Annotated in this window: 12 protein-coding genes; 8 read left to right on the plus strand and 4 right to left on the minus strand. The window is 63.1% G+C overall.

The features are described from left to right. Positions 1-45: 45 nt before the first annotated feature. The 3 genes from carB (at position 46) to H8F24_RS14045 (ending at position 5,623) form a co-directional block, all read left to right on the plus strand. Entirely contained in the window at positions 46-3,372 is a 3,327-nt protein-coding gene (gene carB / locus H8F24_RS14035) for a carbamoyl-phosphate synthase large subunit (protein WP_197170028.1), read from the plus strand. Between the two features lie 80 nt (positions 3,373-3,452). After that, positions 3,453-4,181: a DUF3386 domain-containing protein gene (locus H8F24_RS14040; protein WP_197170029.1), complete on the plus strand. Its 729-nt coding sequence runs from the start codon at positions 3,453-3,455 to the stop codon at positions 4,179-4,181. Between the two features lie 62 nt (positions 4,182-4,243). Next, positions 4,244-5,623, plus strand: coding sequence for a sodium:alanine symporter family protein (locus tag H8F24_RS14045; protein WP_197170030.1), 1,380 nt, complete (start codon positions 4,244-4,246; stop codon positions 5,621-5,623). A 130-nt stretch (positions 5,624-5,753) separates the two neighbouring features. On the opposite strand, the gene H8F24_RS14050 is transcribed toward H8F24_RS14045, so the two are convergent. From H8F24_RS14050 to H8F24_RS14060, 3 genes are all read right to left on the minus strand, one after another. After that, complete coding sequence (locus tag H8F24_RS14050; protein ID WP_197154936.1) at positions 5,754-5,975, minus strand: DUF6447 family protein; 222 nt, start codon at positions 5,973-5,975, stop codon at positions 5,754-5,756. Between the two features lie 27 nt (positions 5,976-6,002). After that, positions 6,003-6,386 (minus strand): hypothetical protein, encoded by a 384-nt coding sequence (locus tag H8F24_RS14055; RefSeq protein ID WP_231597845.1) that lies wholly within the window; start codon positions 6,384-6,386, stop codon positions 6,003-6,005. A 61-nt stretch (positions 6,387-6,447) separates the two neighbouring features. Further along, positions 6,448-8,184 (minus strand): ABC transporter ATP-binding protein, encoded by a 1,737-nt coding sequence (locus H8F24_RS14060; protein WP_197154938.1) that lies wholly within the window; start codon positions 8,182-8,184, stop codon positions 6,448-6,450. Between the two features lie 44 nt (positions 8,185-8,228). On the opposite strand from H8F24_RS14060, the gene H8F24_RS14065 reads away from it, so the two are divergent. Genes H8F24_RS14065 through folP form a run of 3 tightly spaced genes read left to right on the plus strand, consistent with a single transcriptional unit; the run spans position 8,229 to position 10,068 of the window. After that, complete coding sequence (locus H8F24_RS14065; protein ID WP_197154940.1) at positions 8,229-8,423, plus strand: RNA-binding S4 domain-containing protein; 195 nt, start codon at positions 8,229-8,231, stop codon at positions 8,421-8,423. A gap of 32 nt (positions 8,424-8,455) precedes the next feature. Beyond that, positions 8,456-9,190, plus strand: a complete 735-nt coding sequence (gene tpiA / locus H8F24_RS14070) for a triose-phosphate isomerase (RefSeq protein WP_197154942.1) — start codon at positions 8,456-8,458, stop codon at positions 9,188-9,190. Next, complete coding sequence (gene folP / locus H8F24_RS14075) at positions 9,187-10,068, plus strand: dihydropteroate synthase (protein WP_197154943.1); 882 nt, start codon at positions 9,187-9,189, stop codon at positions 10,066-10,068. Before tpiA ends, folP begins: the two co-directional genes overlap by 4 nt. On the opposite strand, the gene H8F24_RS14080 is transcribed toward folP, so the two are convergent. Next, positions 10,050-10,724, minus strand: coding sequence for a hypothetical protein (locus H8F24_RS14080; protein WP_197154945.1), 675 nt, complete (start codon positions 10,722-10,724; stop codon positions 10,050-10,052). The genes folP and H8F24_RS14080 overlap by 19 nt on opposite strands. A gap of 290 nt (positions 10,725-11,014) precedes the next feature. On the opposite strand from H8F24_RS14080, the gene H8F24_RS14085 reads away from it, so the two are divergent. Beyond that, entirely contained in the window at positions 11,015-12,709 is a 1,695-nt protein-coding gene (locus tag H8F24_RS14085) for an ABC transporter transmembrane domain-containing protein (protein ID WP_231597846.1), read from the plus strand. Further along, positions 12,706-14,865, plus strand: coding sequence for an ATP-binding cassette domain-containing protein (locus H8F24_RS14090; protein WP_231597847.1), 2,160 nt, complete (start codon positions 12,706-12,708; stop codon positions 14,863-14,865). Before H8F24_RS14085 ends, H8F24_RS14090 begins: the two co-directional genes overlap by 4 nt. Positions 14,866-14,896 lie beyond the last annotated feature (31 nt).

Genomic DNA, 14,896 nt, shown 5'->3' on the forward strand with positions numbered 1-14,896 from the left:
GCCAGGGCCCATGAGAGGCTGAGCCCGTTTGGCCATCGCCCCCCCATGCCCCGCCGCACGGACCTGCGTCGCATCCTGCTGCTGGGCTCGGGGCCGATCGTGATCGGTCAGGCCTGCGAGTTCGACTATTCCGGTACCCAGGCCTGCAAGGCCTTGCGGGCCGAGGGGTTCGAGGTGGTGCTGGTGAACAGCAATCCGGCTTCGATCATGACCGATCCGGACATGGCGGATCGCACCTACATCGAGCCGCTCACCCCCGCAGTGGTGGCTCGGGTGATCGAGATCGAGCGGCCCGATGCCCTGCTGCCCACCATGGGCGGCCAGACCGCCCTCAACCTGGCGGTGACCCTCGCCCGCGACGGCACCCTGGCGCGCTACGGGGTGGAGCTGATCGGCGCCAATCTGGAGGCGATCGAGAAGGCCGAAGACCGCGACCTGTTCAAGCAGGCGATGGAGCGGATCGGTGTGGCCGTGTGCCCCTCCGGCATCGCCACCAGCCTGGAGGAGGCCGAGGTGGTGGGAGAGGAGATCGGGGGTTATCCGCGGATCATCCGCCCCGCCTTCACCCTGGGCGGCTCCGGCGGTGGCATCGCCTACAACCCCGATGAATTCCGCGCCTTCTGCAAGAGCGGCCTGGAGGCCAGCCCCGTCTCCCAGATCCTGATCGAGAAGTCGCTGCTGGGCTGGAAGGAGTTCGAGCTGGAGGTGATGCGCGACACCGCCGACAACGTGGTGATCGTCTGCTCGATCGAGAACCTCGATCCGATGGGGGTGCATACCGGCGATTCGATCACGGTGGCGCCGGCCCAGACCCTCACGGACCGGGAGTATCAGCGGCTGCGCGATCAGTCGATCGCGATCATCCGCGAGATCGGGGTCGACACCGGCGGCAGCAACATCCAGTTCGCGATCAATCCCGCCAACGGCGATGTGGTGGTGATCGAGATGAATCCCCGCGTCAGCCGCTCCTCCGCCCTGGCCTCCAAGGCCACCGGCTTTCCGATCGCCAAGATCGCCGCCCGCCTGGCGGTGGGCTACACCCTCGATGAAATCATCAACGACATCACCGGTGCCACACCGGCCTGCTTCGAGCCCACGATCGACTATGTGGTGACCAAGATTCCGCGTTTTGCCTTCGAGAAGTTCCGAGGCAGTTCGCCGGTGCTCACCACCTCGATGAAATCGGTGGGGGAGGCGATGGCGATCGGCCGCTGCTTCGAGGAGTCGTTCCAGAAGGCCCTGCGTTCCCTCGAGACCGGCCATGCCGGCTGGGGTTGCGACCGTCCCGAGCGGCAGCTGGAAAGCACGGAGCTGGAGCGGGCCCTGCGCACCCCCACCCCCGAACGGATCTTCGCCGTGCGCGACGCCATGCGCGCCGGCCGCAGCGACGCGGACATTCATCAGCTTTCCGCGATCGACCCCTGGTTCCTGGCCAAGCTGCGCGGCATCGTCGACGCCGAAGGCCGGTTGCTGCAGGGTCGTCGGCTGGAGCAGCTCGATGCCGCCGCTCTGCTGGAGCTCAAGCAGCTGGGCTTCTCCGATCGCCAGATCGCCTGGGCCACCGGCAGCGAGGAGCTGGCGGTGCGGCGTCATCGCCAGGCACTGGGGGTGCGGGCCGTGTTCAAGACGGTGGATACCTGCGCCGCCGAATTCGCCTCCAGCACCCCGTACCACTACTCCACCTACGAGCGCCCCCTGGAACGCATCGCCGCCGACGGTTCGCTGCAGCTGGTGCCACCGGAAGACGAGGTGCAGCCTGAAACCCGCCGCAAGGTGATGATCCTCGGCGGCGGCCCCAATCGCATCGGCCAGGGCATTGAGTTCGACTACTGCTGTGTGCATGCCTCCTTTGCCCTGCAGGAGGCCGGTTTCGCCACGGTGATGGTGAACAGCAACCCGGAAACGGTGTCCACCGATTACGACACCAGCGACCGGCTCTACTTCGAACCCCTCACCTTCGAAGACGTGCTCAACGTGATCGAGGCCGAGAAGCCGGAGGGGGTGATCGTCCAGTTCGGCGGCCAGACGCCACTCAAGCTGGCGATCCCCCTGCTCCATTGGCTGAACACCCCCGAGGGCGCCGCCACCGGCACCCGCATCTGGGGCACCTCACCGGAATCGATCGACCGCGCCGAAGACCGTGAGCAGTTTGAGGCGATCCTGCGCCAGCTGGAGGTGCGCCAGCCCCGCAACGGCCTGGCCCGCACCGATGCCGAGGCCCGGGCCGTGGCTGCCAGGGTGGGGTACCCGGTGGTGGTGCGCCCCAGCTACGTGCTGGGCGGGCGGGCCATGGAGGTGGTGGCCGATGAGAGCGAGCTCAACCGCTACATGGTCGAGGCGGTGCAGGTGTCTCCCGACCATCCGGTGCTGATCGATCAGTACCTCGAGAACGCCACGGAGGTGGATGTCGATGCCCTCTGCGACCGGGAGGGCCGGGTGGTGATCGGTGGCCTGATGGAGCACATCGAGCCGGCCGGCATCCACTCCGGCGATTCCGCCTGCGCGTTGCCGTCGCGCACCCTCGGTGCCGAGGCCCTGGCCACCATCCGCCAGTGGACCGCGGCCCTGGCCCGTTCTCTCGAGGTGTGCGGCCTGATCAACCTGCAGTTCGCCGTGCAGGGGGATGCCGCGTCAGGCCAGACCGTGTACATCATCGAAGCCAACCCGCGCGCCTCCCGCACGGTGCCGTTCGTGGCCAAGGCCACCGGTGTGGCCCTCGCCAAGGTGGCCAGCCAGCTGATGGCCGGCCGCACCCTGGCGGATCTCGGCCTCACCACCGAACCGGTGCCGCCGCTGCAGAGCGTCAAGGAAGCGGTGCTGCCGTTCAAACGCTTCCCTGGATCCGACACCGTGCTGGGACCCGAGATGCGCTCCACCGGCGAGGTGATGGGCAGCGCCCGCAGCTTCGGCATGGCCTACGCCAAGGCCGAGATCGCCGCCGGCGATGCCCTGCCCACCGGGGGGAGCGTGTTCCTCTCCACCCATGACCGCGACAAGGCCGGCCTGCTGCCGGTGGCCCGGAGCCTGCATGGGCTCGGCTTCTCCCTGATCGCCACCAGCGGCACCGCCGCCGCCCTGGAAGACGGCGGCCTGCCGGTGGAGCGGGTGCTGAAGGTGCACGAGGGCAGGCCCAACATCGAGGATGCGATCCGCTCTGGCCGGATCCAGCTGATCATCAACACGCCGATCGGGCGGCAGGCCGCCCACGACGACACCTACCTGCGCCGGGCGGCGCTCGATTACGCCGTGCCCACGGTGACCACTCTGGCCGGTGGACTGGCTGCGGTGGAGGCGATCGCGGCGTTGCAACAGCAGACGCTTGAGGTGACGGCCCTGCAGGACATTCACCGGGTCGCGGCGCCGGTGGCTTGAGCACTGGCACTGGCCGCAGCAGGCCTCAACACCGGCCGCTGCCGGCCTGGGTAGGGTTTGGCCACCATCTCCCGCCGCCCATGACCCTGGCCTCCAGCCCCGCGCCCGCGACCTCCGCCGTTTCGACCGCCGCTTCCAACCCCGCTGTGGCCGGCGGCAGCGTGCCTGCCCCGGGTAGCGATTGCACCGCCGCCTTCCGGGCCGCCTACGAGAACCGCTACACCTGGGATCCCGGCTTCGGCGGCTACCGCGGCCGCTGTATGTGGGAGCAGGGCGAGCGGCGGTTGGAGGGAAGCTTCACGGTGGGTGCCGATCTGAAGGCCACGGTGGAGGGCTTCGACGATGAGGAGGTGCACAAGGCCGTGGCCTCCCAGCTGTGGGAGGTGGCGATCCACCGGGTGCGCCGCAGTTTCGAGCAGACCCACGGCGCCAACACCTTCACCGCCGGTGACACTGATGCCGTGGGTACCGAGGTGATCGTGGGTGGCAAGGGCGAAGGCGACCGCTACCGCATCCACAACGACGTGGTGACGATGGTGCACCGTCACATCCATGGCACCGTTGTGACGATCTTCACCGAAAGCACCACCGACACCGGGCATGGCTATCTCAGCCACCAATACACCAGCCAATACAGCGATCCCGCCACGGGTGCCCTCCGTGGTGGCCTCAGCCGTTTTACCGATACCTTCGTGCCTCTCACGGAGGCGGGTCCCTGGGTGCTGGGCGAACGTGTGATCGAAACGGATTCTGAGGGCGATTCCGGCCGTCAGAGCTTCCGATTCGAGGATCTGCAACCTCTCGCCTGAGGGATGGCTGGCCACTGGGCAGTGCCCGTGAGACCATCGGCGCACTTGCGTCCTCCCCTGTCTTGCAGGTTCTCGACCAGATCAACGGCATTGTCTGGGGTCCGATCACGTTGTGGCTGATCGGCCTCACCGGCCTCTATCTGATGGTGGGACTGGGCTTCATGCCCCTCCGCCGCATCGGCTTCGGTTTCCGGCAGGCCATCGGCTCGATCGGCAACACCAAGGGTGAAGGTGATGTGAACGCCTTCGAGAGTCTCACCACAGCGCTTGCCGCCACGATCGGCACCGGCAACGTGGCCGGCGTGGCCAGTGCCATCGCGACGGGCGGGCCCGGAGCGGTGTTTTGGATGTGGCTGATTGCGCTGGTGGGGATGGCCACCAAATACGCCGAATCCCTGCTGGCGGTCCATTTCCGCGAGGTGGACGACCTCGGCGAGCACGTGGGTGGGCCGATGTATTTCATCCGCAACGGCCTTGGACCCCGCTGGGCCTGGCTGGGCGGGTTGTTCGCCATCTTCGGCACCCTGGCCGGCTTCGGCATCGGCAACAGTGTGCAGTCCCATGAGCTTGCCCTCGCCCTGCACAAGTCGATGGGGGTGCCGGAGCTGGTCACCGGCGTGGTGATGGGTGCCATCACCTTTCTGGTGCTGATCGGCGGCATTGAGCGGATCGGCAGGGTCACCGAGGTGGTGGTGCCCTTCATGGCGATCGTCTACGTGCTGGGCGGGATCGTGATCCTGGTTGGCAATTACGACCGCATCCCGATGGCCTTCGGGACCATTCTCTCGGATGCCTTCACCGCTCAGTCCATGGCCGGTGGTGCGTTGGGGGTGATGATCCAGAAGGGCATCGCCCGCGGCATCTTCTCCAATGAAGCCGGTCTCGGTACGGCACCGATTGCCCAGGCAGCCGCCAAGCCCGGTGATCCGGTGCTGCAAGGCAGCATTGCCATGCTGGGCACCTTCATCGACACCATCGTGGTGTGCACGATGACGGCCCTGGTGATCGTGATGAGCGGCGCCTACGAATCCGGCGAAACCGGTGTGGCGCTCACCATGAGTGCGTTCGACTGGGGGATGCCAGGTGGCATGTGGCTGGTGACCTTCGGCACGGTGTTCTTCACCGCCACCACCATTCTGGGCTGGGGTTACTACAGCGAACGCTGCCTCGAATTCCTGGTGGGAGTGCGGGGCATCAAGCCCTTCCGCTACCTCTGGGTCGTGGCCGTGGTGCTGGGCGCCATCAGCTCCCAGTCTGGCCCCAATGCCCTGGCCCAGGTACAGACCACCTCAATCGTCTGGACGATTGCTGACATCCTGAACGGTCTGATGGCGATCCCCAACCTGATCGGCTTGCTGCTGCTCTCCGGCACGGTGTTTGAGCTGACACGCCGCTACAACTTTGATGCCGTGGTGATCGAAGATTCTGCTGATCAGGATTGAAGCCATGCTGGGCAGGCTCCCGTCAGTCCAACTTGTTGACTGACGGGAGCCTGGATGGGGCGGGAGGGTCACTGAATCGGATGAAGGCGTCAGTTTTCCGCTATCGCCCTCGGCGATTCCCTCGGTCAGCCTAGGGGAGCGGACTGATCTCCTTCAGTTTTTCGTTGAGCTGCATCGCCATGGACTGCCGTCCAATCGCAAGAACCTTGAGAGTGTCTTCGTGCATGCGAAGCTGTGTATCGGCCACCTGCATGCCCCGCACCAGCTCCTTCGCCTCCGGGGGCAGGGTGTTGAGGTCATAGCGTTTGCCCTCAAAGGTCAGCACAGGTTGCTGCAGGTTGGAGTCGGTCACTGGGAACCCATTGAATCAGGCCTCACTTTAGGCAGGGATGGCCGGGCGTTTGAAAATGAACATCAACAGCGTTCCAACCTGGGCCGCCTCCACCAACTCCCAGCGATCACGACCCAGCTGGTTGAGGAAGAATTGGAGCTGTTCGGCTGGGTGCATCACCTTATAGTCTGCGTTCTTGTACTGATCCGGGAACTCCCGTTTAAGGAATTCCGGACTCAGAGCGCCCCCCAGCTTGGCACTGTCCTTCTTTGGATTCGGCGGTCCAGGGGTGCTGTTGTTGTCCACGTTGACGTGCAGCACCCGGTATTCCCAGCCCGGGGGTGCCACCGGCTTCTTCAGTTGCTTGCGGGGCTGTTCCGCTGGCTTGGGGTTGGATGGCGTGGGTTCGGCAGGCTGCGGCTCGGGATCCATGGCGATTGGGCAAGCAGGGAATCAGACCCGCGACGCTCAAAAATGATCATGCCACTGATCGTCATCCGAGATGGATGAACTGACGTTCGCAGAGTTCGCGGTACCGGCCGGCGTGCCCCATCAGCTCCGCGTGGCTGCCCTGCTCGACGATGCGGCCCCGATCGAGCACCACGATCCTGTCGGCTTCCTGCACGGTCGCCAGCCTGTGGGCGATCACAAGCACGCTTCGCCCGGCCATGGCCTGCTCCAGACCCTGCTGCACCGCGTCTTCAGCCTCGGCATCCAGGGCGCTGGTGGCTTCATCCAGCAACAGCACCGCCGGATCGCCCAGCACCGCGCGGGCGATGGCCAGCCGTTGCAGCTGGCCGCCGGAGAAGTTGCTGCCCCGCTCCTCGATACGGCTGGCGTAGCCGAGGGGCAAGGCCTCGATGAACCCTGCGGCATTGGCGGTGTGGGCGGCGGCCTGGATCTGCTCGAGACTGGCCGGCCGGCCGAAGGCGATCGCTTCGGCCACGGTTCCGGAGAACACACTGCTCTGCTGGGGAACGAGCGCCACGGCCTGGCGCAGCTCGCGGGCCCGCAGGTTGGCGAGGTTCTGGCCGTCCAGCAGCACCTGACCCGTGCCGGCCACATTGAACCGCAGCAACAGCGAGAACAGGGTGCTCTTGCCGGCGCCCGAGGGTCCCACCAGGGCCACCACCTGTCCTGGTTCCACCCGCAGGTCGAGGTCGTGCAGCACGGTGCTGCCGCCCGGGTAGCCGAAGCTCACCTGATCCAGCACCAGTTCACCGCGGACCTGGCCGAGGGGCTGGGCATCGGCATGGTCAGGAGGCTCGGTGGGCTCAGCCTCGATCGCCCGCAGCCGCCGCAGCGAGGCCTGTCCCTGCTGGAATTCGTTGAAGTTGGTGGTGAGGTGCGAGATCGGATCGATCAGCATCAACAGGGCCGCCACGTAGCTGCTGAAGCCCTGGCTGTCGAGGCCACCGGCCTGGATGCGGGCCGCGCCGATCAGCAGCACGGCCAGGATGCCGCCGGCTTCAAGAAAGCCCACCACCGGATGCTGCAGCGCCAGCAGTTGGAGCGTTCGGTAACGGGCGCGGCGGTGCAGGTCGATCTCCCGATCGAAGCGTTGCTGCAGCCATGGTTCGGCCGCGTAGGCGCGCACCAGGGGCAGCCCGCCGATCGCCTCGCCCAGAAGGGCAGCCAGATCACTCACCTGCTTCTGGCTGCGCTCGGCGGCGGTCATCACCCGGGCGCCGAAGACACTCACCAGCAGCGCCACCACCGGAGCCAGCAGCAGGGTGGCCAGGGCCAGCGGCCAGTCGAGCCACACCATGTAGCCCAGCACCACCACCAGCTGCAGGGCGCTGGGGGTGGTGTCCTGAATGGTCTTGTAGATCACCTCGCCGACGCGGTCGGCGTCTTCGGTGAGCCGGTAGGTGAGATCGCCGGCCGACAGCTTTTCGAGGGCTCCGAAATCGAGCTGCTGCAGCCGCGAGAACAGGCGGCGACGCAGCTCCTGGCTCACCTGCAGGGCCGGGCCGGCCAGCAGGGTGTCCTGGCCGAACTGGGCGGCCTTCTGCACCAGGAACACCGCCAGCGCCGCCAGGATCGACTCGAGCACACGGCGGAAATCGCCGGCACCGATCGCTGGGATCAGACGACCCGCCAGCCAGGCCAGCAACGGCCAGCAGGCCACGTAGACCAGGGTGCAGAGCCCACCTGCCAGCAGGCGGCGCCGGTGGGGCGCCAGCAGGGGCAGGAGACGCCGGAAGCCGGCCGGCGAGGGTGCGAACATCGGCGAACCTTATCAATCGTCCGCCGCGATCAGCCCCTGATTCGATGAAGCTTGATCAATTCCTCAAATGGCAGGGGCTGGTGGGCACCGGTGGAGAGGCCAAGCTCCGCATCCAGCGCGGTGACGTGCGGGTGAACGGTGCCATCGAGACCCGGCGGGGCCGGCAGCTGGGCCTCGGCGATGTCGTGGAGGTCGATGGACGGGAGGTGCTGGTGGTGCCCGATCCCACCGCCAGATAGCGTTTGCCTCACTTCGCCGAGAGGACCTGCTGGTGCGTAAGGCCGTCATCGCTGGCAACTGGAAGATGCACATGACCTGCGCCGAGGCGCAGGCCTTTGCGGAGGTCTTCAAGCCCTCGGTGGAGGATCTGCCCGCTGATCGGGAGGTGGTGCTGGCGCCACCCTTCACCGCCATCCCCACCCTCAGTGCCGCCCTGGCCGGTTCCGGCGTGCAGATCGCGGCCCAGAACGTGCACTGGGAAGACAAGGGGGCCTACACCGGCATGGTCTCGGCGCCGATGCTGCTGGAGCATGGCGTGACCCACGCGATCGTGGGCCACAGCGAGCCGCGCAAGTACTACAGCGAGACCGACGAGCAGATCAATCTGCGTGCCCGCGCCGCCCAGGCGGCCGGCCTGATCCCGATCCTGTGCGTGGGCGAGAGCCTCGACCAGCGGGAGGCCAGCGAAACCGAGCGGGTGATCCACCGCCAGGTGGAGCAGGGCCTCGAGGGCATCGATCCGGAGCGGCTGATCGTGGCTTACGAACCGATCTGGGCGATCGGCACCGGCAAGACCTGCGCCGCCGATGAGGCCAACCGCATCTGTGGCCTGATCCGCGGCTGGGTGGGTTTCGATGGCGTGATCGTCCAGTACGGCGGTTCGGTGAACCCTGCCACGATCGACCAGCTGATGGCCCAGCCGGAGATTGATGGGGTGCTGGTGGGCGGCGCCTCCCTCGATCCCCAGGGATTCGCCCGCATTGCCAACTACCAGCCGCCGGCATGAGGTCCGCGCCGGCGGCGCTGCCGCTCTGGGGCGAACGCACGCTCGTGATGGGGGTCGTGAACCTCACCCCCGACTCCTTCAGCGACGGTGGCTGCTTCCTCGCCCCCGAGGCTGCATTGCGCCAGGCCCTGATCCTTCAGAAGCAGGGCGCCGACCTGCTCGATCTCGGCGCCCAGAGCACCCGCCCCGGAGCTGTGGAGGTGGGGGCGGACGTGGAGCTGCAGCGGCTGATGCCCAGCCTGGACCTGATCCTGCAGGCGATGGGGGGGGGCGCCGCGCCGCGGCTCTCGATCGACACCTTTCATGCGGCAGTGGCCGAAGCGGCTCTGGAGGCCGGCGCCCACTGGATCAATGATGTCAGCGGCGGTCGACGGGATCCGGCGATGTTGCCCCTGGTGGCGGCAGCGGGGTGTCCCTATGTGCTGATGCACAGCCGCGGCGACAGCCAGACCATGGACAGGATGGCGACTTACGGTGCTGTGGTTCCGACCGTGCGCGACGAGTTGCTGCGCGCCACGGATCGGGCCCTCACAGCAGGTGTGCAGGTCAGTCAGATTCTCTGGGACCCCGGCCTGGGATTCGCCAAGACCACGGCGCAGAACCTGGCATTGCTGCGGGGCCTGCCCGAGCTCCGGAGCGAGGGTTTTCCGCTGTTGCTGGGTCCGTCCCGCAAGCGCTTCATCGGTGAGGTGCTGCAGGAACAGCGCCCCCGGGCTCGCCTGTGGGGCACGGCAGCGGTCTGCGTGGCAGCGATCGCCTCGGGGGCGGATGTGCTGCGTGTGCACGATGTCGGTCCGATCGTGCAGACGGCGCGCATGGCCGATGCTCTCTACCGCGACAGGCTTCCGCGGGAACCTGCTCAGGCGACGGCGTTGTAGTCGATCTGCCCCTTGTCGTTCACCCTGGCCATGGAGAAAAAACGGGCCGTGGTCTCGGAGATCAAACCCTTCTGGGCAAGCAGTTCGCCGATGCGGCCGCCTTCACGCTTCTGCTGAGCCAGGGCCCCATCCAGCTGGCTCTGACTGATGCAGCCCATCTCCACCAGCCTGTCGCCGAGTCGCTTCTCGTTGAACCCCTGCTCGTCAAACAGAGCCGGGTTGAGCAGAAGGTCAAGAAGCTGGGGCGGAACCTGCAGATTCAGACGAAGGAATTCGCCGAAGCGCTGGGTCTCCGAAAAGGGGCGATAGTCCTCGAGCAGATGCTCAAGCTCATCGATCGTCAGAATGCCAGCCTGGACGAGCTTGTTGCCAAGCGTCTGCAGCTGAAAGCTGGTGTCCTGCGAGGGGGAGGCCTTGAGATCCCCCTCCACCAGCTGGGGTTCGGCGAAGCACTGCCTCACCCAGCAGTCTGATTCCAGAAACGAGAAAAGCTCGGCCGGATTGATCGTGAGGGTACCGAACTGCTGTTCCAGCAGCTCCTCCAGAAAGGCCACCTCGCTCGTGGGGCCGAGGACCTGAAACGGCACCCGCTGGCTGTTGCCATTGGCCACAAGCTCCACCTGCACCTGATCGGAGCTGAGGCGGAAGCGATACATGATGAACGGCAGACTGGCGATGCTCGCGCTGGCGATGCTCGCGCTGGCGATTGCTGGGGAATGCGCCCTGTTGGGCTGGTTCACGAACGGCCCTTTCATGGCAACGGGTCCAACATAACCACCCAACCACGAGCAGTTGTCTTGCCTCAAGACGAATATGAGAATTAAGAGATATTTAGGCTTGATTTCATTCCAGCCCCAATTTGCGGGCGTGGCTAGGCTGTGCTACCGACTATGGTTTGTGCGATGTCTCAGCCATTCCGTTGAGATTTCGAGACAGTCTTGTGGCCTTGGCGTTCAGCACACTCAGCTCCTGGTGGTCTTCCATCAGGCAGTCCATCGGCATGGCTGTGGAGCTCATTGAGGAGTTGATCCGGCATCGATACTTTCAGTCCTTGCGCGAACTGGATTGGAGTCGGTATCAATTGGGGCCAATCCTGATCAGTTCGATTCTGATCAATCTTCTTGAGCTCTCCTCGCCACTTTACATCAATATTGTCTATACCTCAATTCTGCCCACCAGTTCCACCTCAAGCCTCTGGGTGCTCACGGTGGGAGTTGTGGTGTTGATGCTGCTTTCGGGCTGGTTGAAAACGGTGCGTCTCACCCTCACCGGCGCTGATGGTGCACGGATCGAGCATGGCCGGCGCTTGATGGCGTTGAGCCACTTTTCTCAGATGCGTCTTGATGACTATCTGCGCACTCCGCCCACGACCCATGCCGAGCGATTGAACAGTATCAACCTCCTGCGCGATGAGAGTTCCCTGCAGGCGCTGAATACTGCGATTGATCTGGCTTTTTCACTGATCTTTGTTCTGGTTCTATTTTTGATTGCTGGCAGTGTTGGCTTCATCGCTGTTTTGGCGATTGTGGTGTATCTGCTGCGTTCTCTTTCTTTTGCTCGTCAATATGAAGAGATTTCCAGGCGCAATGATGGCCTTGAGTTGGATCGACTCAATTATCAAAACAGGTTGATGGATGCGATCAATCTGATCAAATCTAATGGTCTGGGTCGTCAGTTTCTTGTGGGAAACGAGCATCGCCAGGAGGAGCTGGCCTGGCAGCGCATGCAATCCAACCAGTTCAATGGCCGTTACCAGGCCTTTGGCTCCCTGATGTCGCAGCTCACCATGGCGGCGATCATCACGTGGGGTGCTTTCCTGGTCATCCGTGGTGATCTGCTGTCTGGTGCTCTGGCCGCTGCCCTGCTGCTTGGCGGCAAGATCCTTTCCCCCTGGCAACAGGCCATGGGGCTTTGGAACAGCTACCGGCGTCTCACCCATGCGCGACAGGAATTCGACCTGTTGATGGCCACCCCAACGGAATCAATTGGTGGTAACGAGGAGCTGAATCTTGAGAAGTCGCTTCAGCTGGAAGTCGAGGGACACGTTCTGGAGCCGATTCTGATCGGTTCCTCGGTGTTGCTGAAGGACTCCAGTTTTGGTGGCGATGTGCGTCACCTCTTTCTGGCAATGATTCAGGTCGAGACTTTCCTCAACTTGAAGGTTGACACCATTCCAATAGCTTCCTTTCGCCGAGACTCGCTCAGGAATGAGATCGTGTATGTGGATCCCTCGATGGAATTCTTTGAGGGGACTCTTTTGCAGAATATCACTAGTTTTCAGCCGACTCGTTATCGAAGACGAGCTCTTTTTTGGTCTTATCTGATTGGGCTTGACGCCAAGGTTCGCTCCCTTCCGGATGGATATAACACCACGATTGGCACTTCAATGCCCAGTGGACTATCCAGTGATGCCCTGCATCTGTTTCAGTTGGTCCGTGCTCTGGCGACAGATCCGAAAGTTGTGATGATTGATTTGAGTGATTGTTCTTATGGCAAGCAGTTCATCGATGGCCTGGAGCGCGTGCTCAAGCGCACCAAGGGTCATACCACGGTGTTGCTCAATGGTGTGGGTAACGTACTGGTTTCGATCAGCGATCAGCAGATCCAACTTCCCATTCGTCTTCCTGAGGTGATCGCGTGACCAGCCGCACCGTTCTGCTGCGTGATCTCACGCTCAGCCAGGAAGCGCCGATGGCCTTCTGCGTCAGGCTGCTGTTGCAGCAGCTGATGTGGACGGGGCGCCCCGAGGAGTTGTTTGAGCTGGTGGGCCGAGACCCTCGCCAGATGGATCTGGTTGATGCCCGCAACCTGTTGCTGCGTCTGGGTTACGGCAGCCGTACCGAAACAGTTCAGGCTTGGAGTCAACTCAATCCACAGTTGTTGCCGGCTCTTTATGTGAGCCCAGACAATATTGCCTACGTGATCTCGCTCACCGCCAAGGGTGATCTGGTGGCCGGGAATGTGTTCGGCCGTTGTGCCCTTACCGAGATTCCGGCTTCTGGTCAGCTGGTGTGGCTTCAGGATCGGGGCAGCACGGAACGGATCACTCTGCTGAAGCAGATTTTCTATCGTTTCAGCAATCGCATCTGGGTTCTTTATGCAATCAGCTTTGCTCTTGCGCTTCTTGGGCTCGCCTTGCCCTTTTATATGCGGGCAATCTATAATATTTCCATTCCAAGTAATAGCCTGACTTCAACTTTCTGGATCTTCCTGGGAGTGGTTGTGCTGTTTTTCCTTGACTGGAACCTGCGCCAGTGGCGTGCGTCTTCTCTTTCGCAGCTTTCCGGCAGGCTTGAAGCTCTGCTGGGAGTGAGTCTGGTGGAGAAATTGTTCGGTCTTGACTACCGTCAGATTGAGTCCCTCGGCCAATCTGGTCTGACCAGCCGCTTCCGCAATCTCGAGAGCCTGCTTGGTTATGTGCAAGGCCCCCTGGCCTTGGCTTGCCTGGATTTTCCCTTCATCACGGTATATCTGGCTGCGGTGGCATTCATTGCCGGCTGGCTGGTCCTGGTCCCGCTTGTCTTGATGCTGGTCAGCGGACTTCTGGTCTGGTTGATGAGCCGCTATTACTCAGGCGCTGCAACCCTCAATCAGGCTACTGGCACCAGCATCAGCCAAGCTCAGCTTGAGCTTGTGCATCGTTTTCTCGAGGTGAAGCTTGCCAACGTCGAGTGGGTGTGGCTGCAGCGGCTCCGTGGACTTTCTGCCCAAAGCAGTGTTTCTGCTCTCACCATCAACGGCCAGGTTGGCCGATTACAGGTGATTTCCAGCACCACGTCTCAGCTTGCCGGGGTTCTGACCCTGGCGATCGGGGCCTTGATGGCCCTGAACATCGCCCAGGGAGAAGCAGGTCTGGACAATGTGGTGGCTCCGCAGTTCGGAAATCTGATCGCTGCCATGTTCTTTGTCTGGAGGATCTTCGGACCTTTCCAGCTGCTGATGAGTGCCTTGTTGCGTTACACCACCATGCGCAATCAGTATCAGCAGCTGGATCAGTTTCTCAAGATCCGATCAGCTTCCCAACCGAGGGCTTCACAGGATACGACTTCGACGACACGATTGCGGGGATCGATCCTGCTCGACTCCGCTGCTTGCCGGCTGGGGACTGAAAACAAATTCGCGATCACGCGGGTCTCGCTGACAGTATCTCCTGGTGAAATCCTTGCGATCACAGGTAATTCCGGTTGTGGTAAATCGACCGTGCTGCGAGTCATTGATCAGCTCTTTCCGCTGGTCAGTGGTACGTTGCTGTTCGATGGCAAGGATTACCGCCAATTTGGTGTGGACGGAATCCAGAGGAATATCGCTTACTTGATGTCTGATGTTCAGCTTTTGCCGGGTACGGTACTATCCAACCTCACAGCCATGAACCCAGACGCCACCCTTTCTGGTGTCCGCGGTGTTTGCCACCAGCTGCGGATTCTAGATTTTCTGGAGAATCTTCCCGACGGCTTGCAAACTGCCCTGACAGACGAAATTGTATTTCAACTTCCGAAAGGCATTCGCAAGCTCTTTGCCCTTGCGCAAGCCGTGATCAAGGACACTCCGATTCTGCTCCTGGACGATCTGAGTCAGGGCCTCGCACCGGCCCAGTTCGATGCCGTGCTGGAGGTGTTGCCCAGTCTTCGGCGCTGCAGCCTCTCGGGCCAGGACCGCAGCGTCATTCTGGCTACTGATAACAAACTCTTGCTGGAGCGGGCCGATCGCCTCTGCATTCTCGATAAGGGGGTCACGGTCTTCCAGGGCACAGCTGATGAGCTGCGATCGCAGATGAAGCAGCCACAACCTGCATCCTGAGTCCTGTTGACACGTCATCAGGTCCTCCAGA

This window comes from Synechococcus sp. CBW1002, assembly GCF_015840915.1.
Lineage (GTDB): Bacteria > Cyanobacteriota > Cyanobacteriia > PCC-6307 > Cyanobiaceae > CBW1002.

Coding starts and splice junctions, on each gene's coding strand:
- H8F24_RS14040 (WP_197170029.1), top strand. CDS start 3,453: ATGACCCTGGCCTCCAGCCCCGCGCCCGCGACCTCCGCCGTTTCGACC.
- folP (WP_197154943.1), top strand. CDS start 9,187: ATGAGGTCCGCGCCGGCGGCGCTGCCGCTCTGGGGCGAACGCACGCTC.
- H8F24_RS14080 (WP_197154945.1), bottom strand. CDS start 10,724: ATGTATCGCTTCCGCCTCAGCTCCGATCAGGTGCAGGTGGAGCTTGTG.
- carB (WP_197170028.1), top strand. CDS start 46: ATGCCCCGCCGCACGGACCTGCGTCGCATCCTGCTGCTGGGCTCGGGG.
- H8F24_RS14055 (WP_231597845.1), bottom strand. CDS start 6,386: ATGGATCCCGAGCCGCAGCCTGCCGAACCCACGCCATCCAACCCCAAG.
- H8F24_RS14065 (WP_197154940.1), top strand. CDS start 8,229: ATGAAGCTTGATCAATTCCTCAAATGGCAGGGGCTGGTGGGCACCGGT.
- H8F24_RS14060 (WP_197154938.1), bottom strand. CDS start 8,184: ATGTTCGCACCCTCGCCGGCCGGCTTCCGGCGTCTCCTGCCCCTGCTG.